Here is a 21269-nt window from a genome sequence, read left to right as displayed (position 1 = left end):
CCCTGCCCCGCGATCCGCAGCAGGACCCCGACGCGGCGGAGGCCCTGGCGGTGTCGGCGGCGCTGGTGCTGGCCTGGCTGTGGTCGGCGACGTACGCGCTGCCCTGGTACGACGGGCTCGGCTGGGCGGTGCTGGCGCTGCTGCCGTGGTCGCGGCTGGACTGGGCGCTGCTCGGGCACACCGCCGCGCTCAGCCTGGCCTACCTGCCCGCCCGCGACCCGGCGCTGATCGGCCTGCCGGACGACCTGATGTGGCTGGTCACCGTGCTGCGCTCGGACGTCATCCCGTGGCTGCTGACCGGTCTGCTGATCTGGGCGGCGGCGACGGCGCTCCGGTCTGCTCGGCCTCGTCCAGTTCCAGCGCCCGCACGCTCGCCGCGAGGGTCAGCGGGATCGCCAGGCTGAACGCGATCGCCGGGATCACCACCCCGGAGTCGTTCACCAGCATCCCGGCGATGGCCAGCGTCAGCGCCGACAGCAGCGCCGGGCGCAGGCTCGGGCCGCGGTGGTAGGCGCGCTCCAGCAGCGCCGCCCGCCACTGCAACGGCTGGGCCAGCACGAAGTACAGGAAGCACAGCGCCGCCACCGCCGCCACCGTGAACGGCCAGTAGCCCAGGCTGCGCAGCATCGCCCCGGCCTTGCGGGCGATCACGTCCCACGCCTGCCCGCCCACCAGGTCGTCCCAGAACCGGCCCAGATGCGAGGGGTCCGCGCGCAGCGAGTCGGCGAACGCGATGCCCAGCACCAGCACCGCGCCCGCCGCGCAGAACACCGCGATCCGCGCCGCCGACACCCGCCGCCCGGCGATCAGCAGCCCCAGCACCGCGAACGCCGGGACCATCGCGATCACGCCGCCGAAGTCGCTGCCCCAGCCCGGCCAGCCGTCGACCGCCACCGCCGCGACCGCGACCGCCGCCACCACCGCCACCGCGGCCCGGCGGCGGCCGGTCTCCAGCGGGCGTTCGGCCAGCCACGCCGCCGTCAGCAGCGCCGCCACCGCGAACAGCGCGAACGCCTGGTTGCCGAACCCGTAGAACCGGCCCGCCACCAGCGCCGTGTAGCCCATCAGCGCGTTCAGTTGCAGCCGCGAGCCGCAGATCACGTCCAGGCCGAGCACCAGCGCGGTCACCGCCGCGATCACCAGGCCCGCGCCGACCAGCGACCGCCGCCACGGACCGGCCAGCGCCAGCCCGGTGACCACCGCGATCCACAGCGTCACCCCGGCGATCAGGGCGGGCAGCGGATGCTCCGAACGCCACCACGGCAGCAGGTTCGCCAGGAACGACGCCACCGGCGCCGCCGCCCCCACCAGCGCGATCAGCCTGGTCGCGCCGAGGATCCGGCGGCGGTCCCAGCGCGTGCCGAACCCGCCCCAGCGGCGCCGCAGCGCCACCGTGGCCAGGCCGTACAGCACGAGCTGGCCGCCGAACAGCACGATGAAGAACGCCGGCTGCACCCGCCGGATCGCCTGTGCGGCCACGTCCTCGTCGTCCAGGTCGTGGGCCTTGGCCGCGGCGGTGGCGTCGGTGGGCTCGGCCTCCCAGACCGAGCCGACCGCCTCCTCGGGCCGGGCCAGTCCGAGGGCGTGCAGCGCGGTCGCCGTCACGTCGGTCAGCGTGACCAGGCCCGGCTGCCTGGTCGCGTTCGAGGTCAGGTAGGCGGGCCCGTATCCGGCGCCCTCGGCCAGGGCGACGTGCAGGTGCGGCACGCCGCCGGTGTCGGACAGGCCCGCGACCAGCAGCGTCGCGCCTTGGGGCAGCGCCTGGAGCACCTGCCCGAGCTGCCGGTCCGCGGCCGCGGCCGCCGCCGCCCGGTCCCGCCTGCTCGGCGAGATCGGAGCCCCGTCGGCGTCCACCCCGGCACGGATGTGGGCCCGGTGGACGTCGTCGATCTCGACGGCGATCAGCGGGCACCGGGACCATCCGCCGGCGGGCACCCTGGCGACGGACGGCGCGTACACGTCGACCCGTCCGTTCGCGTCGGCCGCCCCGAGCACCGCGCCCGCGCCCACCGCCATCGTGCAGCCGCCCGCCCGGCGGACGGTGTCGCCCAGCAGGCCGGTGCGCGCCTTGTAGGAGGTGGCGGCGTTGTCGCCGACGATCTCGCCCCAGCCCGGGACGCTCGCCGAGGCGCCCACGACGTTCGGGGCCGGGGCGAGGGCGCACTCGCCGTGCGCGAACCTGGCCCGCTGACCCGCCGACACCGTCAGCCACCCGTCTGCCGGGCAGGTGTTCACCCGGGTCGTCCGCACGCTCAGCGCTCCCGCCGAGCCCTCCCGGGTGAGCCGCCACAGGTTCGGGGTGTCCCGCTCGTCGAGGTCGCTCCACCGCAGCCCCGGGACGCCCACCAGGACCACGCCGCCCTTGGTCTCCGCGGTCCCGGCGGACGCGGGCGTACCGAGCATGCCGACCATGAGCAGCAGCAATGTGGCGCATATGACGCCGATGCGTGCCGCCCCCCGCTGCGCCACTGTCGCGTACCTCCATTGGTCGGGTGGTCCCCAGGCTAATGAAGGTGCGGTCATCTGGTTGCGCCAGGATGGAGACATGGGTGGACGAAGCGGCGACGGGACGGTGACGCGCGCCCGGAGGTCACCGGCCGATCTGGCGATCCTGGTGGCCGGGGTGCTGGTCGCGGTGGCGGCGGTCGCCCCGATCGCGGTGCACTGGCTGACCAACCCGCCGGACCAGCGGCTGGTGGACGTGGACGTGTACCGGTCGGGTGGGGAGGCGGTGCTGCGCGGGGCGCCGTTGTACGAGTTCCTGACCGAGCCGCCGCAGTTGCTGCCGTTCACCTATCCGCCGTTCGCGGCGCTGCTGGCGGTGCCGCTGGCGCTGCTGCCGTGGTCGGTGGTGCAGGTGCTGTGGGTCGTCGCCATCTACGCGGCGCTGGCCGTCGGGGTCCGGTACGCGTTCCGCCCGCTGATCGACCGGGCCGGACGGTACGCGCCGCTGGTGACGGGGGCGCTGGTCGGGGGCCTGGCGTACCTGCAGCCGGTGCACGACCAGACCCGGTTCGGGCAGGTCGGGCTGTTCCTGATGGCGTTGTGCGCGGCCGACTGCCTGGCGCCCTCCACCCGGTGGCCGCGCGGCGTGCTGGTGGGGCTGGCGACGGCGATCAAGCTGGTGCCCGGGGTCTTCCTGATCTACTTCCTGATCACCGGGCGGCGGCAGGCGGCCTGGAACGCCACCCTGACCGCCGCCGCCGCGTCGCTGCTGGCGTTCATGGTGCTGCCGCACGACTCGCTGGCGTTCTGGTTCGACGCGATGCTCAACAACGACCGCGTCGGGGCCAACAACGGCACCACCAACCAGTCCCTCAACGGGATGCTGCTGCGGCTCTACTGGCCCGACGCCCTGACCTCGCTGCTGTGGCTGGCGTGCGTGGCGCTGCTGGCGTTCCTCGGCTTCCGGCTGGCCCGCCGCGCATCACTGGCCGCGACCCGGCTGGAGGGGGCGCGCGCCCACAGCGCGGAACTGGCCGGGATCGCGATCACCGGGCTGCTGTCGGTGCTGCTGTCGCCGGTCGGCTGGGTGCACCACCTGGTGTGGGTGGTGCTGGTGCTGGGGGCGCTGGTCGGCGACGGCCGCGACCTGCGGCGCTGGCTGGTCGCGGTGCCGGTGGCGGTGTTCTTCGCGTTCCGGATCCCGTGGTGGGGGACCCGGCTGATCGGCGAGGGGCACGGTGCGGTCGAGCGGTTCACCGGGCGGATCGTGCAGGACGCCTTCGGGCTGGCCGCGATCGCCCTGATCTGGCTGCTCGGGCGCTGGTTGATCGACCGTCTCCAATCCCAAACCGGCCCTGCCGTTTCTTCTCCGGAAAAGGCCCGGGTGGGTACTCTCGCCCCGTGATTCTCGTCGCAGTGGCCCTAGCCGGGGTGGTCGCCGGGGTGGCCGGCCTGTCCTTCGCCATGGTCGCCCACAAGCGGGTCAACCAGGTCGTCGATGAGTGCGCGGAGATGCTCCGCCGCCAGCTCGCGGCACTCGAGGGAACGGTGGACAACCAGGCCCTCCGCGACATCGCGGTGGTGCACTATGACGCCCTCAAGGAGATGTCCGGGCGCCGTTCGTTCTCCCTCGCCCTGCTGAACGCGCTGGGCGACGGCGTGATCATCAGTTCCATCAACGGCCGGACCGAGACCCGCACCTACGCCAAGGTCGTCCGCGCCGGGCGCAGCGTCGAGGTGCTGTCCCCGGAGGAGGACCAGGCGCTGCGCGGCGCCCGGCTGGGCAAGGGGCCGCAGGTGTCGATGGACGACCCGCTGCCGGACTTCGGCGGCAACACCACCTCGGCGCACGCCTGAGAACCGCGGGCGCGTAGACTTCCCTCACGCCACGTCCTTTCCGTCTCACGGCCGCCGTGCACTCCTCGCCTCGGCGGAGGAGTCCCAGATGCGATTCGCCTACCTCGGTCCCCAGGGCACGTTCACCGAAGCCGCGCTGCGCTCCCTCCCGGAGGCCGACGGCGCCGAGCACATCCCCTACGCCACCGTCCCCGCCGCCCTCGACGCGCTGCGCCGCGGCGAGGTCGACTCCGCCGTGGTCGCGCTGGAGAACTCCGTCGAGGGGTCCGTGCCGACCACGCTGGACGAGCTGGCGACCGGGGAGCCGCTGCAGATCGTCGGCGAGGTGCAGCTTCCGGTGTCGTTCGCGCTGCTGGTCCGGCCGGGCACGCGGTACGCCGACATCAAGACCGTCGCCTCCCACCCGCACGCCCAGCCGCAGTGCCGCCGCTGGCTGGACGCGCACGTCCCGGACGCCGAGTGGCGGGCCGCCACCTCCAACGCCGAGGCCGCCCAGCTCGTCGCCGACGGGCACTACGACGCGGCGCTGGCGGGGTCGTTCGCCGCCGCCCGCTACGGGCTGTCGGTGCTGGCCGAGGACATCCACGACGTGGCGGACGCGGTGACGCGCTTCGTGGTGCTGAGCCGGCCGTCCGTCCCGCCCGCCCGCACCGGGATGGACAAGACCACGGTGGTCGCGTTCCTCGGCGAGGACCACCCGGGCGCGCTGCTGGAGATCCTGAACGAGTTCGCGATCCGGGGCATCAACCTGACGCTGATCCAGTCCCGTCCCACCGGCGCGGGGCTGGGGTCGTACCTGTTCTGGATGGACTTCGAGGGGCATGTGGCCGACGCGCGGGTCGGCGAGGCGCTGATGGGACTGCGCCGTATTTGCGCCGACGTCCGTTTCATCGGCTCGTATCCGCGGGCCGACAGGGTCCGTCCGGAAATCCGCCGCGGCACCCACGACGCCGACTTCACCGAGGCCGCCGCCTGGCTCACCGCCATCCGCGCCGGCCACTCCTGAGCGCGTTCGTCCGGGGCGATTGCGAAAGGCGGATCGGCCGATCCGCGATCGCCCGGACCTTCATCGGGCCTTCATCCGCAAACCGATTGCGGCGATGATCATCCCGTGGTCATACTGGCGTGCCTTCTTCTAGATCATCTTTTCTGGGTGGGGAAGTCACGCCGATGCTCCGTGCGCGTCCGCTCACGCTCTCGCTCGCCGCTCTCACCGCCGCCGGTCTGACCCTCGGGACCCTTCCCGCGGCGGCGTACGCGGACGATCCGGGAACGGTCACCGCGAACGAAACCCTGCTGACCACCAAGTTCACCGAGTTCGAGGTCACCCCCACGGAACTGGACGCCGCCGACGGGCTGGTGACCTACCGAGGGCGCATCGTCTATGTGGACGCCGAAGGCGTGGAGCACCCGCTCGCGGGGGCCACGATCTACACCCCGGCGCACATACTGCCCGTCCTGTCGGTGGTCACAGATGCCGACGGACGGTTCGCGGGCAGCTACTACCTGCACGGATCCAACTGGTTCCGTGTCCGTTACCTGCGTCCGGCGGACGCGCCCTACGCATCGGCCGGCAGCCCCGCGGTGTCGGTGTACGTGACAGGGACGCAGAACGTTCCCACCCGGATGACCTTCGAGATGACCCCCACCGGCAAGGTCTTCGCCCAGGACCCCGTCACCATGTCGGGGCGGCTGGAATGGCAGCGGAACACGGGCGAGTGGCTGCCGCTGCCGTCGCAGTACGTCACCGTGCGGTGTGGTAACGGCGGAGACAGCATCGCCGCCTTCCGCACCAAGTTGGACGGCGCTTTCGGCGGGTCGTTGCCGATCAAGGCGCGGTGCGCGACGTACCGTGCGCAGTTCTACAACACCGGCACCGGTGCCCTGCGAACGGCCTACGCGCACCCTCCGGCCATTCCCGACGTGTACGTGCGTACGCGCTACGCGGATGTCAGGTGGCCCGCCACGGTGACGCGGGGCGGCTCGATGTCCGTTCCCGGCCGTGTCCTGGGGAACGAGTTCGATGGCTCCAGCCGGGTCGCCTCGACTTCGGTGATCCTGGAGTACTCCACCGACGGGCGGACCTGGAAGAAGGTCGACGACGCGGAACTCGACGGCGATTCGGCGTTCAGGCTGTCGGCACCTGCCCCCGGCCCTGGGCGGTGGCGGATCAGGGCCGGTGAGATGCCGTACTACTACGTCTCTCCGGGGGAGAGCCTGAGCCCGCACGTCCCGATGCGGGAGCGGACCCGGTTCACCGAGGTGAACGCCTCGCCCGAGCCCGTCCGCAAGGGCGGGACCATCACGTTCAAGGCCCGGCTCCAGCGGACCACGGCCACCGGGTGGACGGCGCTCCCCTGGAAGAAGGTGACCGTCCAGTTCCGCGCCCACGGGACGACGACCTGGCGCAACATGGCCACCGCGACCACCGGGAAGCTGGGCTACGTCACCAAGACGTTCACCGCCGCCAAGGACGGGACGTGGCGGGTCGTCTACGGGGGCGAGACCGCGTACCTGGCCGTGACCGGTTCCGGCGACTACGTGGACGTGCGATAGCCGTCTTGATCATCCTGTGATCATCGGGGCCGTGCCGGCGGTCAACAGAAGATCATTCCGACCCGTCCTCCCCATGCCCCTCGTCCTGATCCCGGAGGTCCGCGTGCGCCGACTCGCCACCGTCCTCACCGCGCTGGCCATAGCACCCGCGCCCGCCTTCCTCGCCCTGACACCCCCACCCGCCATCGCCGCCACAGTGTTCACCATCACGGCAGGTGGGCAGGCCGTCGAGGGCGGATACCACATCCGTGTATCCGCCTCCTCCGATCAGGCCATCGAACGGGTGCAGGTCGTGGTGCGTCACCCGGACGGCGGCGCGACCACGGTCGAGGACTTCCAGATCGAGCAGCGTTCCACTCGTGTATGGGAGGCGCTTTCGGCGTCTCCCATCTCCCTCACCGCCATCGGTGACCACACGATCGACGTCAGCGTCTGGGACGCCACGGGCGCCCGTACCGACAAGGCGAACGCCGGCGTCATCGCCAGGCGCCTGGCCACCCGTTTCGAGGGCGTCACCGTCACCCCCACCCAGATCGACATCATCGATGACCAGGTGTCCGTGTCCGGACGGCTGCTCCGCCACACGACCGAGGGAACCGAGGAGCCGTACCCCGGTGCGACGGTCCAGGTCGACGGGCTGCCCTACACCTTCGTCACCGACGAGCAGGGGGCCTTCTCCGGAACGATCCGGATGGGCGGCGTATCGACCGTCCGCCTGATCCACACCGCCGGACCCGTCTACGGCGGATCCTCCTCTCCGGGCGTCGCGCTGACGTACCGGCGTCTGCAGACCCGCCTCTCCATCGGCGGCGTCCCCGAGTGGCCGCTCGTCGGCGACACCGTCACGGTGACCGGGAGGCTGGAACGGCAGCGGTCCACCGGCGAATGGGAGCCGTTCGGCGATCGGATCGTCGAGATCTGGTTCTCTGGTTACCGAACCGACACGCATCGGAAGGTCACCGAGGTGCGCACCGGAGCCGATGGGCGCTACTCGGTTCCGGTGACCATTCCCGAGTCCGGAACCTACTGGGCCTACTTCAACCACAATGTCGATTCGTACTACAGGCACCACACGTCGAGCTCAGCCGGCACCCGCATCCACTACGCCAGCTACCCCACGGAGATCATCGGGTCGAACGCCGACCCCGAGCCGGTCGGTGCAGGCTCCAAGGTGACCATGCGCGCCCAGGTCGTCCGGCGATACGCTCCCGCCGACCGGGCCGTGGTCGCCGGTGTCCCCGTGCAGCTGTGGTTCTCTCCGGACGGGAGGGAGTGGCGGCACGTTGTGGACGGCCGGACCGACGACCAGGGGCGGCTGACGCTGGCCGGTGTGGCGAGCAGGGACGGCTACTGGCGCGCTTATTACGGCGGCGGCCCCTTCGGCAACGCCTCCACCTACACCCAGGACGCGGAATCGATCGGCTGGGCCGACTACGTGGACGTTCGGTACCGGACGCGGGTGTCCTCGTTCAACGCCTCGCCCGAGCCGGTCACCAAGGGCAGGCCCATCACGGTGCAGGGGCGGCTGGACCGTCTCGTCGGATCATCGTGGAAGGCCCTCACGGGGGCCTCGGTGACCGTCTACTTCAAGCCGAACGGGTCGACGACGTGGACCGCCAAGGCCACAGTGAAGACCGGCTCGACGGGGTGGTTCAAGAAGTCGTTCACCGCGTCCAAGGACGGCACCTGGATGGTGAAGTACAACGGCAGCTCCGCCAACCTGGGCGTCCAGGGACCCGGTGACTACGTGGACGTGCGCTGACCCTGTCGCGGAGGCCGCGCACCTCACCGTGACGTTGTCCGGGTGAGGTGCGCGGCCTTTACGGTGGGGGTGTGACCAACGCCTTCGATGTGTTCGAGCGTGAGCTGTGGGACGGGCGGGCCGACGCCTACGAGCAGGGGTTCGCACGGCTGACGGCCTACACCGTGGGGCCTCTGCTGGATGCGGCGGGGGTCGGAGCCGGTACGCGGATGCTGGACGTGGGGACCGGGCCGGGGATCGTGGCGGCCGGGGCCGTACGGCGTGGGGCGTCGGTCACGGCGGTGGACGCCGACCCCGGGATGGCGCGTACGGCGGCGCGCAACGTGCCCGAGGCCGATGTCGACGTGGCGGTGCTGCCGTCGCTGCCCTACGGGGACGAGGCGTTCGACGCGGTGGTGGGCAACTTCGTCATCAACCACGTCGGGGAGCCCGTGACAGCGGTGCGGGAGCTGCTGCGGGTGCTGCGGCCGGGTGGGCGGCTGGCGCTGACCTGCTGGGTGCTGCCCCCCAGCGGGGCGCTGGCGCTGCTCAAGGAGGCCATGGACGAGGTCGGCGTGCAGTGGCCGGACGACATTCCGGTGACGCCGTTCATGGAGTACGGCAATCCGGACGCCTTCGCGGGCCTGCTGCGCGAGGCCGGGGCCGGTGAGGCGGGCGTCGAGGCGCTGGACTGGGAGCACGTCATCGACCCGGAGGAGTGGTGGCGGACCGGAGCGATGGCCCGGGTCGGCTCGAACGCGGTGGTGCTCGCCCGGCAGGACGAGGCGACGATCGCCAAGGTCAAGGCCGCCTACGGTCGGCGGGTCGAGGAACACCGGCGCCCGGACGGCGAGGTCGCGGTGCCCGCCCACGCGCTGCTGGCCCGTGGTGTTCGGTTGTCCACAGGCTAGATATCGGGCGGCGGGCGGTGCGCCCGTACCGGTAGCCTCGGGTCTGTGATTGACCTGCGAGCTCTTCGAGAGGATCCCGAGCGGCTGCGCGCCTCGCAGCGCGCCCGCGGTGAGGACGAGGCCGTCGTCGACCGGCTGATCGACCTGGACGAGCGGCGCCGTTCGGCGCTGTCCCGGTTCGAGTCGTTGCGGGCCGAGCAGAAGAGTTTCGGCAAGTCGGTGTCCAAGGCCAAGGGCGAGGAGCGCGAGGCGCTGCTGGCCCGGGCCAAGGAGCTGGCCCAGCAGGTCAAGGAGGCCGAGGCGGAGGCCGACCGGCTGGGCGGCGAGCTGGACGAGCTGCTCAGGGGCGTTCCCAACGTCATCGAGGACGGCGCGCCCCCCGGCGGCGAGCAGGACTACGTGGTGCTGGAGCACGTGGGCGAGCCGCCGAGCTTCGACTTCGAGCCCCGCGACCATCTGGAGCTGGGCGAGCGGCTCGGCGCGATCGACACCGAGCGCGGCGCGAAGGTCTCCGGGGCCCGGTTCTACTACCTGACCGGGGTGGGCGCGCGGCTGCAGCTCGCGCTGCTCAACCTGGCGATGGAGCAGGCCGTGGAGGCGGGCTTCGTCCCGATGTACCCGCCGGTCCTGGTCAAGCCGGAGGCGATGGAGGGCACCGGCTTCCTCGGCGCGCACGCCGCGGAGGTCTACCGGCTGCCCGCCGACGACCTGTACCTGGTGGGCACCTCGGAGGTGCCGCTGGCGGCGTACCACATGGACGAGATCATCGACGCCCTCCCCCGCCGGTACGTGGCCTGGTCGTCCTGCTTCCGCCGGGAGGCCGGCTCCTACGGCAAGGACACCCGGGGCATCATCCGCGTCCACCAGTTCGACAAGGTGGAGATGTTCTCCTACTGCGCGCCCGAGGACGCGCACTCCGAGCATCTGCGCCTGCTGGACTGGGAGAAGCAGATGCTCGCCAAGGTCGAGGTGCCGTTCCGGGTGATCGACGTGGCCGCCGGCGACCTGGGCGCCAGCGCCGCCCGCAAGTACGACTGCGAGGCCTGGATCCCGACACAGAACACCTACCGCGAGGTCACCTCCACCTCCAACTGCACCGAGTTCCAGGCCCGCCGCCTGGCCGTCCGCCACCGTGACGACAGCGGCAGGACCCGCCCGGTCGCCACCCTGAACGGCACCCTGGCCACCACCCGCTGGATCGTCGCCATCCTGGAGAACCACCAGCGGCCCGACGGCTCCGTCCGGGTCCCCAAGGCCCTCCAGCCCCACATGGGCGGCCTGGAGGTCCTCGAACCCGTCCGCTGACGCACCGCACTCCGAACGCCGGGCGCCCTGCACAGGGCCCCGGCGTTCACCGTTCCCGAGAGCCCGCCTGGCGGCCGGCGCATCCGTTCTCAGCAGGCACGTCAGCGTCCTGGTCGGTCAAGCAGTCCCGGGCCGCCCGTGTCACCGCGTGCTCCTGTCCCTCGTCAGGAGGGCCGCGCCCGCGTCACCGCGTCGGAGGCGATCGTAAGGGGGCGGAGGCCGGGTGATCCCCACCCCGGTCCGGTCGCCGGAAAGCGCCAATTAAGGTGGTTTGACGTGCCGGACGCGGCGCCGGGCCGTCCTGCGGGGCGTCGGGAGGAGTGGGGATGACCGATACGGGGGAGTCCGTGGCCGAACCCGTTCCGATGGAGGGCCGGACGCCGCGGCTGGTCGCGACCGACCTGGACGGGACCATCGTCCGTTCGGACGGCACCATCTCGGCCCGTACGGTGCAGGCCCTCGCCAGAGTGGAACGCGCCGGATCCGTCCTGGTCATGGTCACCGGACGGCCGCCGCGCTGGATGCACGACGTCGCCGCCGCCGTCGGCCACCACGGCATCGCGATCTGCGCGAACGGGGCCGTGGTCTACGACCTGCACACCGAGACCGTGGTGCGCACCCGGCTGATCGAGCCCGGGATCCTCGCCGAGGTGGTGCGGCGGCTGCGCGCGGTGGACGGGGACCTGCGGTTCGCGGTGGAGTACGCCGACGGGTTCGTGTTCGAGGAGCGTTTCCGGCCGGGGCGCTGGGACGCCGAGGCGCTGGGCGGGCGGGCGGTGGACGACCGCACCCTGGTCAGCCGGGGCGGCACCAAGCTGCTGGCGCTCCACCCCGACGCCCACCCCGACCACCTGGCCGAACGGGTGCACACGGCGGTGGGCGACCTGGTCACCGTCACGCACTCCTCCGGCCGGGGGCTGATGGAGATGAGCGCCCTGGGCGTCACCAAGGCCACCGCGCTGGCCGAGCTGTGCGCCGAGCACGGGGTGACCGCCGACGAGGTGGTGGCGTTCGGCGACATGCCCAACGACCTGCCGATGCTGAGCTGGGCGGGCACCTCGTACGCGGTGGCCAACGCCCATCCCGCCGTGCTCGACGTGGTCACCCACCACACCGCCCGCAACGACGACGACGGCGTCGCCCAGGTCCTCGAACGCCTCTTCCCCGCGAACTGACGTCATCTCCCGGGACATCGGTCCGGCAGACCGGCGGCTCCGCAAGGTTCGTGCCAGGGGACGACGCGGCCCAGTGGGCGCCAGGGCGCACAGGAGGCGGGCGGCCGTCCTCTGCTCGAGGGAGCAGAGGACGGGGCGCGATCTACAGGTAGGGGCCGGAGGTGTGGCCGGGGCGCTTGGGCTGGTCCTCGTCGGGCTGCTGGACGGCGCCGGGCATGATGCCGGCGGGCAGGGCGCGGCGCATCTGCTCGAGCTGGGCGCGGGCGGCCATCTGCTGGGCGAACAGGGTGGTCTGGATGCCGTGGAACAGGCCCTCCAGCCAGCCCACCAGCTGGGCCTGGGCGATGCGCAGCTCGGCCTCGCTGGGGACCTCGTCCTCGGCGAACGGCAGCGACAGCCGTTCCAGCTCCTCCACCAGCTCGGGGGCGAGCCCGTCCTCCAGCTCCTTGATCGAGGAGGCGTGGATCTCCTTGAGCCGGGCGCGGCTGGCCTCGTCCAGGGGGGCGGCCTTGACCTCCTCCAGCAGCTGCCGGATCATCCCGCCGATCCGCATCACCTTGGCGGGCTGCTCCACCATCTCGGTGACCGGACGATCGTCGTTGTTGTCGTCACCGGACTCCTCCCGGGAGGTGACCGGGACGCCGTTCGGGCCGACCACGACGACCTGGGGGTCCTGGGCGGACTCGGTGCTTCGGGGCTCGTTCATAGGATGCGCGACGCGGAGACCCCTGCCTTCGGGCAGAGGAGGAAACGCCGCTCCCTCCCTTCTCTCACAAGGAAATCGTTAGAGTGTGAAGCATGGTGCGGCAGGTGAAGCGGGCGTTCAAATACCGCTTCTACCCCACCGATGAGCAGGCGATGGAGCTGTTGCGCACGTTTGGCTGCGTGCGTCTGGTGTACAACCAGGCATTGGAGGAACGCACCCGGGCCTGGTACACCGAACAGCGCCGTCTCTCCTACGCGGAGTCCTCGGCCAGGCTGACGGAGTGGAAGAAGACTCCCGAGCTGGCGTTCCTCAATGAGGTGTCGTCGGTGCCGTTGCAGCAGGCACTGCGGCATCTGCAGGCGGCGTTTGCAAACTTCTTCGCCAAACGCGCCGAGTACCCGCGCTTCAAGTCCAGGAAGAAGTCCCGTGGCAGCGCCGAGTACACCCGCTCGGCGTTCACGTGGCGCGACGGCCGACTGAAGCTGGCGAAGATGCGTGAGCCGCTGGACATCCGCTGGTCGCGTCCGCTGCCCGAGGGGGCGGAGCCGTCCACGGTGACGGTGTCGCGGGACGCGTCGGATCGCTGGTTCGTGTCCCTGCTGTGCGAGGACACCGTCCCCGCCGCCCCGGCCTCGGACCGGGCCGTGGGCATCGACGCCGGGCTCACCGCCCTGGTGACCCTGTCCACCGGGGAGAAGGTCACCAATCCCAAGCACGAGAGGCGGGATCGCGAACGGCTCGCCAGGGCACAGCGAGAACTGTCCCGTAAACAGAAGGGCTCCGCCAACCGGGTCAAGGCCCGTCGCAAGGTCGCCCGTATCCACGCTCGGATCGTCGACCGGCGTCGGGATTTCCTGCACAAGTTGACCACTCGACTCGTCCGTGAGAACCAAACGGTCGTGATCGAGGACTTGGCCGTCCGCACGATGCTCAAGAACCGCTCGCTGGCCCGCGCGATCTCCGATGCGGCCTGGCACCAGATGCGGGCGATGCTGAAGTACAAGGCAGCGTGGTATGGGCGGGAACTGGTCGTGATCGATCGGTTTCTCCCGTCCTCCAAGCTGTGCGGTGCGTGCGGCACCGTGCACGGACAGCTGCCACTGGACGTCCGCGAGTGGACGTGCGACTGTGGCGCCGCCCACGACCGCGATATCAACGCGGCGCGCAACATCCTGGCCGCCGGGCTGGCGGCGTCCGCCTGTGGAGCTGATGTAAGACCTCAACGGGAGTCCTCCCGGATGGGGCGGTCGGCGGTGAAGCAGGAAACCCAGCGGGCAACCGCTGGACTTCCCCGCCTCTAGGTGGGGGAAGAGGCCAAAGTCTCTCCAGTCTCACACGGTGAGCAGGATCTTGCCGATGTGGCCGCCGGCGTCCAGAACGCGGTGCGCCTCGGCGGCGTCGGCCATCGGGAGGATGCGGTCGATCACCGGCCGGACCGTGCCGGACTCGACCAGCGGCCACACGTTCTCGCGCACCTCCGTCACGATCGCGGCCTTCTCGTCCAAGGGGCGGATCCGCAGCGAGGTGGCGTGCACCGCGGCGCGCTTGGCCAGCAGCGTGTTCAGGTCGAGCTCGGCGCGCCGGCCGCCCTGCAGACCGATCACCACCAGCCGCCCGCCGGTCCGCAACGCCTCCACATTACGCGCGAGGTACCTGGCGCCTATGATGTCCAGGATCACGTCGTACGGGCCGGCCTCGACGAAGTCCTCGGCGGTGTGGTCGATGACCACGTCCGCGCCGAGCTCGCGGCACCGTTCGGCCTTCTCCGCGCTGCCCACGGTGCAGGCCACCCGCGCGCCGTGCGCCTTGGCGAGCTGGATCGCCATCGTGCCGATGCCGCTGCCGCCGCCGTGCACCAGGAACGTCTCGCCGAGGGCCAGCCGCGCCAGCATGAACGCGTTCGACCAGACCGTGCAGGCGACCTCGGGCAGCGCCGCCGCCTCCACCGTCTTGAGCCCGCGCGGGATCGGCAGGAGCTGCCCGGCCGGGACCGCGACCCGTTCGGCGTAGCCGCCGCCCGCCAGCAGCGCGCACGCCTCGTCGCCCACCCGCCAGCCGGTCACGCCCTCGCCGACCTCGACGACGCGGCCGGCCGCCTCCAGGCCCGGGTACGGGGGAGCGCCCGGCGGCGGGGGATAGAAGCCGAGCCGCTGCATCACGTCGGCCCGGTTGACCCCGGCGGCCGCCACCTCCAGCACCACCTCGCCGGCCGCGGGCACCGGATCGGGCACCTCGGTCCACTCCAGGACGTCGGGGTCGCCGGGCTCCCTGATCGCAATGGCACGCATGCGAATCACGCTACCGGGGGGCCGACGCATGACGGAAAGCGGAAGCGCAGGCACGGCCGGGTGACGGAACGGCAACATCGTTCTTGACGGGGCATTGGCGCGGCGCTGCGCGGTATTGGTGGAGTACGCGTTGCCTTAGGCTGCTGAGGACCTGTTCTTGACCAGCCGTTCGGGGACAGTCCGGAGGGAGAACCGGTGGCTAAGAACGATCAGGAGCGTCGTTCCCTCGAGGAGCAGCTGGCCTCCCTGGACGCCATGAGCAAGGAACAGGCCGACCAGGTTCCGCCGCCCGACTCCGGCGACGCCTCCGCGCAGGCCGACGCGACCCAGGTGGACGAGGGGGAGTACCCCGGCGACCCGTGGCCCGCGTCCCCGCCGCTCTTCCCCGCGCAGGTGGGGTACGAGCCGCCGCCGCTCCCCGCCCCGCCCGAGTACGGCGGCGGCCCGGCGCCGCAGGAGGCCCCCGAGCCGCCTCCGCTGGACCCGCTTCCCGACGCCCCGGCCTCGGGCACCGCGTACCAGGAGGAGACCCTGGCGGACTTCCCGCCCGCGGAGGGCCCGCCGGCCCCTCCGCCTCCCGCGGGTCCGCCCGTCCAGGGGCCGCCGCCTCCGCCCGCCTACGCCCCGTACCAGGCCGCGCCGCCGCCCCAGGGGCCCCCGGCTCCGCACGTTCCGCCACCGCCGCCGCCCATGCCGGACGGCACCCTCCCGCCCCCGCCGCAGGGCCCGCCGGTCGCGGACGTGCCTCCGCCGCCCGGCGCGATGCAGCCGCCCGCCCCCGTGGGTCACCCCCCGGCTCCTCCGGCGTTTCCCCCCGCCGCGGGGGCCCCGGCACCGAACTTTCCGCCGCCGCCCCCCGGGCAGCCGGTCGGCGACGCACCCGGCGCTCCAGCGGCCGGACAGCCGGGCGAAGGTGCGCCTCCGGCTGGAGGCGGACCGGCCGGTGGTGACGCTTCCGGGACGTACCCTCCACCGCCCGCGCCCGGGCAGCCGCCCGTGGGTGCGCCGTACGCTCCCGCCCCGGCCGCCGGGCACGGCACGCCGCCGGTTCCCGGGCAGCCGGGCGCGAACGCTCCGGTGGAAGGCGGACCGGCCGGACAGCCCGGCGGTGACGCTCCCGGCGCGTACCCTCCCCCGCCTCCGGCGGCCGGTCCCGGGATGCCGCCGCCCCCTGGACAGCCGGGCGGCGAGGTGCCCGGCGGGTACGTTCCCGTACAGCCTCCGGGTGGGCCGCTCCCCCTGCCCGCGGCGGGTGGTCAGCCCGGCGCGCACGTTCCGGGGGCTCCGGCCGGGCAGCCGGGGGTCCCCGCTCCCGTGCCCTATGGGGCTCCCGCCTACGGGGCGGCGCAGCAGGCGCCGCCGCAGCAGCACGGGCAGGAGCCGCAGACCTCCGACAGCCTGAGCGCGGAGAACCTGCTGCGCGGGCGGCGCAGGGCCCCGGCCGGCGGCTGGCGCAAGATGATCTACAAGGCCACGGGCGGCGCGATCCACCCCGGGATGTCCCCGGCCGAGCGGCGGCGGCAGGAGCTGATCAAGCGGGCCTGCACGCCGCTCACCGGAGGCCACCACCGGGTCGCGGTGATGTCGCTCAAGGGCGGCGTCGGCAAGACCACGACGACGGTGGGGCTGGGGGCCACGCTGGCGTCGCTGCGCGGGGACCGGGTGATCGCGGTGGACGCCAACCCGGACCGCGGCACGCTGTCGGACAAGGTCCCGCTGGAGACCAACGCGACGGTCCGCGACCTGCTCAACGAGCGGCACCGGATCCAGCGGTACGCCGACGTCCGGGCGTTCACCTCGCAGGGCACCTCCCGGCTGGAGGTGCTGGCCTCCGACCGGGACCCGGCGGTCAGCGAGGCGTTCAGCGCGGACGACTACCGCGCGGTCGCCGAGGTGCTGGAGCACTTCTACTCCATCTGCCTGACCGACTGCGGCACCGGCCTGCTGCACTCGGCGATGGAGGGCGTGCTGAGCATGGCCGACCAGCTCGTGCTGGTCAGCTCCCCCTCGGTGGACGGCGCCCGCTCGGCCAGCGCTACCCTGGACTGGCTGGAGGCGCACGACTACGGCGACCTGGTGCGCAGCGGAGTGGTGGTGCTGTCCATGGTGCGGCCCCGCACCAAGAGCACCGTGGACCTGGACCGCCTGCAGGCCCACTTCGAGAGCCGCTGCCGCGCCGTCGTCCGCGTCCCCTACGACGACCACCTGGAGGAGGGCGCGGAGGTCGAGCTGGACCAGCTCTCCCCCGCCTGCCAGGACGCCTACCTGCAGCTCGCCGCCGAGGTCGCCGACGCCTTCGCCCGCCCGGCCTGAAACGCCCGCGCGGCCACGGGGCGTTCCCCGCTATCGTGGTGAACGCCCCGCAGGGGGCGAGGAGAGTTCGCACAGTGGACTAGTGCAGGCGCCTTGAAAGCGCCCAGGGCTGGGGACAGTCCTCGTGGGTTCGAATCCCACACTCTCCGCTCGTGGCAGGGTGAACCCTGCTCGGAAACTTCGTTTCCTCGCCGGTGCCCCTCGCCGTGCCTGCCCGGGGGGACGACCCCCCGGACCCCCCGGTGCGGGCTTCGCCCGCGGACCGGAGTGCCGGCTGCAGGCGATTCCTGATTGGGATGGTGCTTGTGCAGGGCGAGCCCTGCTTGGGGACGTTGTTTCCTCGTCGCTGCCCCCTGCCGTGCTGGCCGAGGGCAGTCTCCGGGCCTCGATGGGGGCTTGCCCGTGGATCGGGGTGCGGCTGTGCAGGTCGTTCCTGTTCGGGGGACTAGGTTCTCGTCGATGCCCTCGCCGTGTCTGTTCGGGGAACGTCCTGGGTCTGTGAAGGGGTGGGGCGTCCGGCTCGGGACGGTCTGGAGCATTCGGGTAGGGGCGCGGGTGTGTATCAGGTGACGGGGTGGTTCGTTGTGCGGGCGTCTCCCGGGGACACGGAGCTCGCCGAGGAGGGGCGGGTGCACCGTGAGATCGCGGAGCTGGTCGGCGGGTTCGGGTGGGCCGGCCACTTCCAGATGAAGGTGGTCAACGGTGAGGGGTTCGTGACCGTGGCCACCCTGACCAACCATCGCGGGGGCGAGGCCGCCGACCTGGAGTTGTTCCTCCGGGAGCTGTGCCGGGTGGCTCCCGGCTCGTACGGGCTGCTGCACGAGTGGGACGACGAGACCACCGAGTGGCCGGGGGAGAACGCGTTCAAGGTGTACGTGCTCGCCCGGGGGAGGGTGACGGTCCGCGAGGATCCGTTCTTCTCACCGCTCGTCCCGACGATCGAGGACCCCTACGACCCGACCGCGTGATCCGGAGGTCGGCCGGCGGTGGGCCACAGGCGGGTGGATCTGTCGTGGCCCGCGGTGGCCAGGAGGCGGCCGTCGGGGCTGTAGGCGACGGCGGCGACGGTGCCGGTGTGGCCGGTGAGGGTGCGCAGCCGGGTGCCGGTGGCGGCGTCCCACAGGATGACGGTGGAGCCGCCGGCGGTGGCCAGGGTACGGCCGTCCGGGCTGAACGAGACGGCGTGGACGTCCCGGCCGTGGACGAGGGTGCCGGCGGGGCCGCGGGTGCGGGTGTCCCAGAGGGCGACGCGGCCGTCGCTCCCGCCGCAGGCCACGATGGTGCCGCCGGGGTTGATGGCGACGGCGCGGACGGCCGAGGTGGTGCGGCCGAGCACGGTGCCCCGTGCGGACTCGCCGGGCTGCCAGATCCGCACCGTCCGGGGTCCGGCGACGGCCAGCGCGCCGTGCCCGCCGAAGTCGGTGACGATCCGGTGCTCGCCGGGGTCGAACGACCGGACCGCCCGGCGGGTGACGGTGTCCCAGATCCGCACCCCGTCCGCGCCCGCGACCGCCAGCCGCCGCCCGTCCGGGCCGAAGCCGACCGAGCCGACGACGCCCAGGTCCGGGGCCAGCGTCGCGACCCGGCGGGCCCGTTCGACGTCCCACAGGATCACCGTGCCGTCGTGGCCGCCGGACGCCAGCAGCCGCCCGTCCGGGCTGAACGCCACCGCCAGCACCGCGTGCCCGTGCCCCGCCAGCGCCGCGACCTGCCGCCGCCCGGTCACGTCGACCAGCCGGACCCGGCCGTCCTCCCCGCCGGTGGCCAGCAGCCGCCCGTCCGGGGCGAACGCGACCGCGTGCAGCCTGCCGGGGGCGGGCGGCAGCGTGGCGGGCGGCGGCATCCCGAGCGCGGCGGCATGCACGGGCCGGGCCGAGCGGGCCGGGACGACGTGGTCGTACGACAGCAGCAGCGCACCCGTGCCGCCGGCCAGCGCGAGGAGCGTCACCGCCGCCGTGAGGATGCGCCGGCTCCTGGGGGCGGGGCGGCGTCCGGGCGGACCGTCCGGCCTGTCCCGGGTGCGTCGCCTCGCGGGGGCGGGGCGGCGGCCCCGATGCGTGGGCTCGGTGCGCGGCCGTGCGGGGGACGGGGTCATGTCGATGACTTCTTGGAGCATGACGGCGGCCTCCGGCGCGGTGAGGCGTTCGTCGATGTCCTTGCGCATCAGGCCGGTGATGACCGGGGCCAGGGGACCGGCGTGGCTGGGAGGGGCGGGGTCCCCGTTGAGGATGGCGTGGAAGACCGCGTTGGGATTGGGTCCGGCGTAGGGACGGTGTCCCTCGACCGCGTAGAACAGGGTCGCGCCCAGCGACCACAGGTCGGAGGCCGGGACGGCGGGCTCGCCCCTGGCCCGTTCGGGCGCCGTGTAGGCGGGCGCGCCCATCACGAGCCCGGAGTGGGTGATCGCCGGATCCCCCTCGATGGTGGCGATCCCGAAGTCGGTGAGGACGACGCGGCGTTCCCCGATGAGGACGTTGCCCGGCTTGACGTCACGGTGCACGACCCCGGCGGCGTGGGCGGCCCGCAGCGCCCCCAGCACCTGGAGACCGATCCGGGCGGCCTGCCGGGGCGACACCGGTCCGTGCTCCCTGACCAGGGCGTTCAGCGCGCGTCCCGGAACCAGCTCCATGATGATCCACGGGCAGTCGCCGTCCTCGGCCACGTCGTAGACGGTGACGGCGGACGGGTGCACGATCCGGGCGGCGGACCTGGCCTCGCGCAGGCTCCGCTCGCGGCGTTCGTCCCGCCGGCCGTGGCCCAGGTAGGTGGGCAGGAACAGTTCCTTGGCGGCGACCTGGCGTTCCAGCCGTTCGTCGCGGGCCCGCCAGACCACGCCGAAACCGCCCCGCCCGATCTCCTCGACCAGGCGGTACTGCCCGGCGATCAGCGCACCTGGGCCGTGGATCATGACTGGGACGATATAGCCGGAACGGCCCGGGAAAACATCACCCACAGGCGCGATTGACGATCCGTGGACGACCACCGGGCGGTGCCCGATAAATGAATGGCCTTCCGGCGGCGAGCGGGTTAGCGTGCGGAAATGCCGAGCCTTTCGACCCTGGCCGTGTACGTCGTCACGGCCACCCTGATCCTCCTCGTTCCCGGTCCCGCCGTCCTGTACATAGTGTCGCAGGGCGTCCGGCAGGGCCCCCGGGCCGCCGTCACCGCGGTGGTGGGCATCCACGCGGGGACCCTCGTCCAGGTGGCCGCCGCCGTGGCGGGCCTGTCGTGGCTGCTGCTGAACTCCTCGCTGGCGTTCACGGTCGTCAAGTACGCCGGCGCCGCGTACCTGATCTACCTGGGGGTCCGGACGCTGGTCGGCCGTTCCCGGGAGGCCGGGGACCCGGCCGCCGCCACCCCCAAGAGCACCCGCCGCCTGCTCGGCGAGGGCTTCCTGGTCAACGTGCTCAACCCCAAGCTGGCGCTGTTCTTCCTGGCGTTCCTCCCCCAGTTCGTGGACCCCGCCAGGGGCGCGCCCGCACTGCAGATCACGGTGCTCGGCCTGGTCTTCGTGCTGCTGGGCCTGTGCACGGACGGCGCGTACGGCCTGCTGGCCGGCGTCGTCGGCCCCTGGCTGCGGGGCAGCGCCCGGGCCCTGCGCGCGGAACGCTACGCCATGGGCACCACGTTCATCGGCCTCGGCGTCTTCACCGCCCTCAGCCCGTCCGCCCGCCGCACCGGCTGACCGGCTGACCGGCTCCGGCGACGGCCGGGGCGTGTCACCGCTTCGCGGCCGGGTACCCGCCACGCATGACCACAGCGCCCATCGAACCCGACCCGATCCCCCGCGAGCCCACCGTCCCGGCCGCCGACCCCGGCCCCGGCGCCCCCGAGCCCCCGCCCGGTCACGGACCCGACCCCGACGACGACGAACCCGACGAGGTGCCGGACTGATCGGACACGACGAAACGCCCGGCTCAGCGGCCGGTACTGCTGAAATGCTGGAATTCCTGCACGCCCCAGCGCTGCCAG

At 72.7% G+C, this 21269-nt stretch carries 17 protein-coding genes and 1 tRNA gene; 14 read left to right on the top strand and 4 right to left on the bottom strand.

Annotation, left to right across the window (positions count from 1 at the left end):
* Positions 1-279: 279 nt before the first annotated feature.
* Positions 280-2469, bottom strand: a complete 2190-nt coding sequence (locus HNR21_RS35035; RefSeq protein ID WP_312880863.1) for a hypothetical protein — start codon at positions 2467-2469, stop codon at positions 280-282.
* A gap of 76 nt (positions 2470-2545) precedes the next feature.
* Between HNR21_RS35035 and HNR21_RS05795 the strand changes: the two genes are divergently transcribed.
* The 8 genes from HNR21_RS05795 (at position 2546) to HNR21_RS05760 (ending at position 11990) form a co-directional block, all read left to right on the top strand.
* Positions 2546-3850, top strand: coding sequence for a glycosyltransferase 87 family protein (locus HNR21_RS05795; protein WP_119726405.1), 1305 nt, complete (start codon positions 2546-2548; stop codon positions 3848-3850).
* The gene (locus tag HNR21_RS05790) at positions 3847-4302 is read left to right on the top strand and encodes a DUF4446 family protein (protein ID WP_119726404.1); all 456 of its coding nucleotides are present in this window, start codon (positions 3847-3849) and stop codon (positions 4300-4302) included. The genes HNR21_RS05795 and HNR21_RS05790 overlap by 4 nt, the downstream gene beginning before the upstream one ends.
* 88 nt (positions 4303-4390) lie before the next feature.
* Positions 4391-5308: a prephenate dehydratase gene (gene pheA / locus HNR21_RS05785; RefSeq protein ID WP_119726403.1), complete on the top strand. Its 918-nt coding sequence runs from the start codon at positions 4391-4393 to the stop codon at positions 5306-5308.
* Positions 5309-5472: 164 nt separating this feature from the next.
* Positions 5473-6858 carry a hypothetical protein gene (locus tag HNR21_RS05780; RefSeq protein WP_182704362.1) on the top strand — a complete coding sequence of 462 codons (1386 nt, stop codon included), beginning with the start codon at positions 5473-5475 and terminating at the stop codon, positions 6856-6858.
* A gap of 73 nt (positions 6859-6931) precedes the next feature.
* Positions 6932-8620 carry a hypothetical protein gene (locus tag HNR21_RS05775; protein WP_182704361.1) on the top strand — a complete coding sequence of 563 codons (1689 nt, stop codon included), beginning with the start codon at positions 6932-6934 and terminating at the stop codon, positions 8618-8620.
* A 71-nt stretch (positions 8621-8691) separates the two neighbouring features.
* On the top strand, positions 8692-9510 hold the full coding sequence (locus HNR21_RS05770) for a class I SAM-dependent methyltransferase (protein ID WP_198679306.1): 819 nt from the start codon (positions 8692-8694) through the stop codon (positions 9508-9510).
* 45 nt (positions 9511-9555) lie between these two features.
* Complete coding sequence (serS, locus tag HNR21_RS05765; protein WP_119726399.1) at positions 9556-10815, top strand: serine--tRNA ligase; 1260 nt, start codon at positions 9556-9558, stop codon at positions 10813-10815.
* Between the two features lie 326 nt (positions 10816-11141).
* A complete protein-coding gene (locus HNR21_RS05760; protein WP_233358853.1) occupies positions 11142-11990 on the top strand; it encodes a Cof-type HAD-IIB family hydrolase in 849 nt (282 codons plus the stop codon).
* A 142-nt stretch (positions 11991-12132) separates the two neighbouring features.
* Here the strand turns inward: HNR21_RS05760 and HNR21_RS05755 are convergent, their stop codons facing one another.
* The gene (locus HNR21_RS05755) at positions 12133-12696 is read right to left on the bottom strand and encodes a bacterial proteasome activator family protein (protein WP_119726398.1); all 564 of its coding nucleotides are present in this window, start codon (positions 12694-12696) and stop codon (positions 12133-12135) included.
* Between the two features lie 92 nt (positions 12697-12788).
* On the opposite strand from HNR21_RS05755, the gene HNR21_RS05750 reads away from it, so the two are divergent.
* Complete coding sequence (locus HNR21_RS05750; RefSeq protein WP_182704360.1) at positions 12789-13997, top strand: RNA-guided endonuclease InsQ/TnpB family protein; 1209 nt, start codon at positions 12789-12791, stop codon at positions 13995-13997.
* Positions 13998-14027: 30 nt separating this feature from the next.
* Here the strand turns inward: HNR21_RS05750 and HNR21_RS05745 are convergent, their stop codons facing one another.
* The gene (locus HNR21_RS05745) at positions 14028-14984 is read right to left on the bottom strand and encodes an NAD(P)H-quinone oxidoreductase (RefSeq protein WP_182704359.1); all 957 of its coding nucleotides are present in this window, start codon (positions 14982-14984) and stop codon (positions 14028-14030) included.
* 195 nt (positions 14985-15179) lie between these two features.
* Between HNR21_RS05745 and HNR21_RS05740 the strand changes: the two genes are divergently transcribed.
* The 3 genes from HNR21_RS05740 (at position 15180) to HNR21_RS05730 (ending at position 18265) form a co-directional block, all read left to right on the top strand.
* Entirely contained in the window at positions 15180-17297 is a 2118-nt protein-coding gene (locus HNR21_RS05740; RefSeq protein WP_312880862.1) for a MinD/ParA family ATP-binding protein, read from the top strand.
* 60 nt (positions 17298-17357) lie between these two features.
* Positions 17358-17446 (top strand) — tRNA-Ser (locus HNR21_RS05735).
* 321 nt (positions 17447-17767) lie between these two features.
* Positions 17768-18265, top strand: coding sequence for an Imm7 family immunity protein (locus HNR21_RS05730; protein WP_312880861.1), 498 nt, complete (start codon positions 17768-17770; stop codon positions 18263-18265).
* Here the strand turns inward: HNR21_RS05730 and HNR21_RS05725 are convergent.
* The gene (locus HNR21_RS05725; RefSeq protein ID WP_182704357.1) at positions 18247-20205 is read right to left on the bottom strand and encodes a WD40 repeat domain-containing serine/threonine protein kinase; all 1959 of its coding nucleotides are present in this window, start codon (positions 20203-20205) and stop codon (positions 18247-18249) included. The genes HNR21_RS05730 and HNR21_RS05725 overlap by 19 nt on opposite strands.
* Before the next feature lie 132 nt (positions 20206-20337).
* Between HNR21_RS05725 and HNR21_RS05720 the strand changes: the two genes are divergently transcribed.
* Entirely contained in the window at positions 20338-20982 is a 645-nt protein-coding gene (locus HNR21_RS05720; protein ID WP_182704356.1) for a LysE family translocator, read from the top strand.
* 65 nt (positions 20983-21047) lie between these two features.
* Entirely contained in the window at positions 21048-21191 is a 144-nt protein-coding gene (locus HNR21_RS05715) for a hypothetical protein (protein WP_182704355.1), read from the top strand.
* Positions 21192-21269 lie beyond the last annotated feature (78 nt).

This window comes from Thermomonospora cellulosilytica, from assembly GCF_014138835.1.
Taxonomy (GTDB): domain Bacteria; phylum Actinomycetota; class Actinomycetes; order Streptosporangiales; family Streptosporangiaceae; genus Thermomonospora; species Thermomonospora amylolytica.
The sequence above is the reverse complement of the archived record's forward strand: the minus strand, read 5'-3'. Positions and strand labels throughout refer to the sequence as shown.

Coding starts and splice junctions, on each gene's coding strand:
- HNR21_RS05795 (WP_119726405.1), top strand. CDS start 2,546: ATGGGTGGACGAAGCGGCGACGGGACGGTGACGCGCGCCCGGAGGTCA.
- pheA (WP_119726403.1), top strand. CDS start 4,391: ATGCGATTCGCCTACCTCGGTCCCCAGGGCACGTTCACCGAAGCCGCG.
- HNR21_RS05780 (WP_182704362.1), top strand. CDS start 5,473: ATGCTCCGTGCGCGTCCGCTCACGCTCTCGCTCGCCGCTCTCACCGCC.
- HNR21_RS05775 (WP_182704361.1), top strand. CDS start 6,932: ATGCCCCTCGTCCTGATCCCGGAGGTCCGCGTGCGCCGACTCGCCACC.
- HNR21_RS05760 (WP_233358853.1), top strand. CDS start 11,142: ATGACCGATACGGGGGAGTCCGTGGCCGAACCCGTTCCGATGGAGGGC.
- HNR21_RS05755 (WP_119726398.1), bottom strand. CDS start 12,696: ATGAACGAGCCCCGAAGCACCGAGTCCGCCCAGGACCCCCAGGTCGTC.
- HNR21_RS05750 (WP_182704360.1), top strand. CDS start 12,789: ATGGTGCGGCAGGTGAAGCGGGCGTTCAAATACCGCTTCTACCCCACC.
- HNR21_RS05745 (WP_182704359.1), bottom strand. CDS start 14,984: ATGCGTGCCATTGCGATCAGGGAGCCCGGCGACCCCGACGTCCTGGAG.
- HNR21_RS05725 (WP_182704357.1), bottom strand. CDS start 20,205: ATGATCCACGGCCCAGGTGCGCTGATCGCCGGGCAGTACCGCCTGGTC.
- HNR21_RS05720 (WP_182704356.1), top strand. CDS start 20,338: ATGCCGAGCCTTTCGACCCTGGCCGTGTACGTCGTCACGGCCACCCTG.
- HNR21_RS05715 (WP_182704355.1), top strand. CDS start 21,048: ATGACCACAGCGCCCATCGAACCCGACCCGATCCCCCGCGAGCCCACC.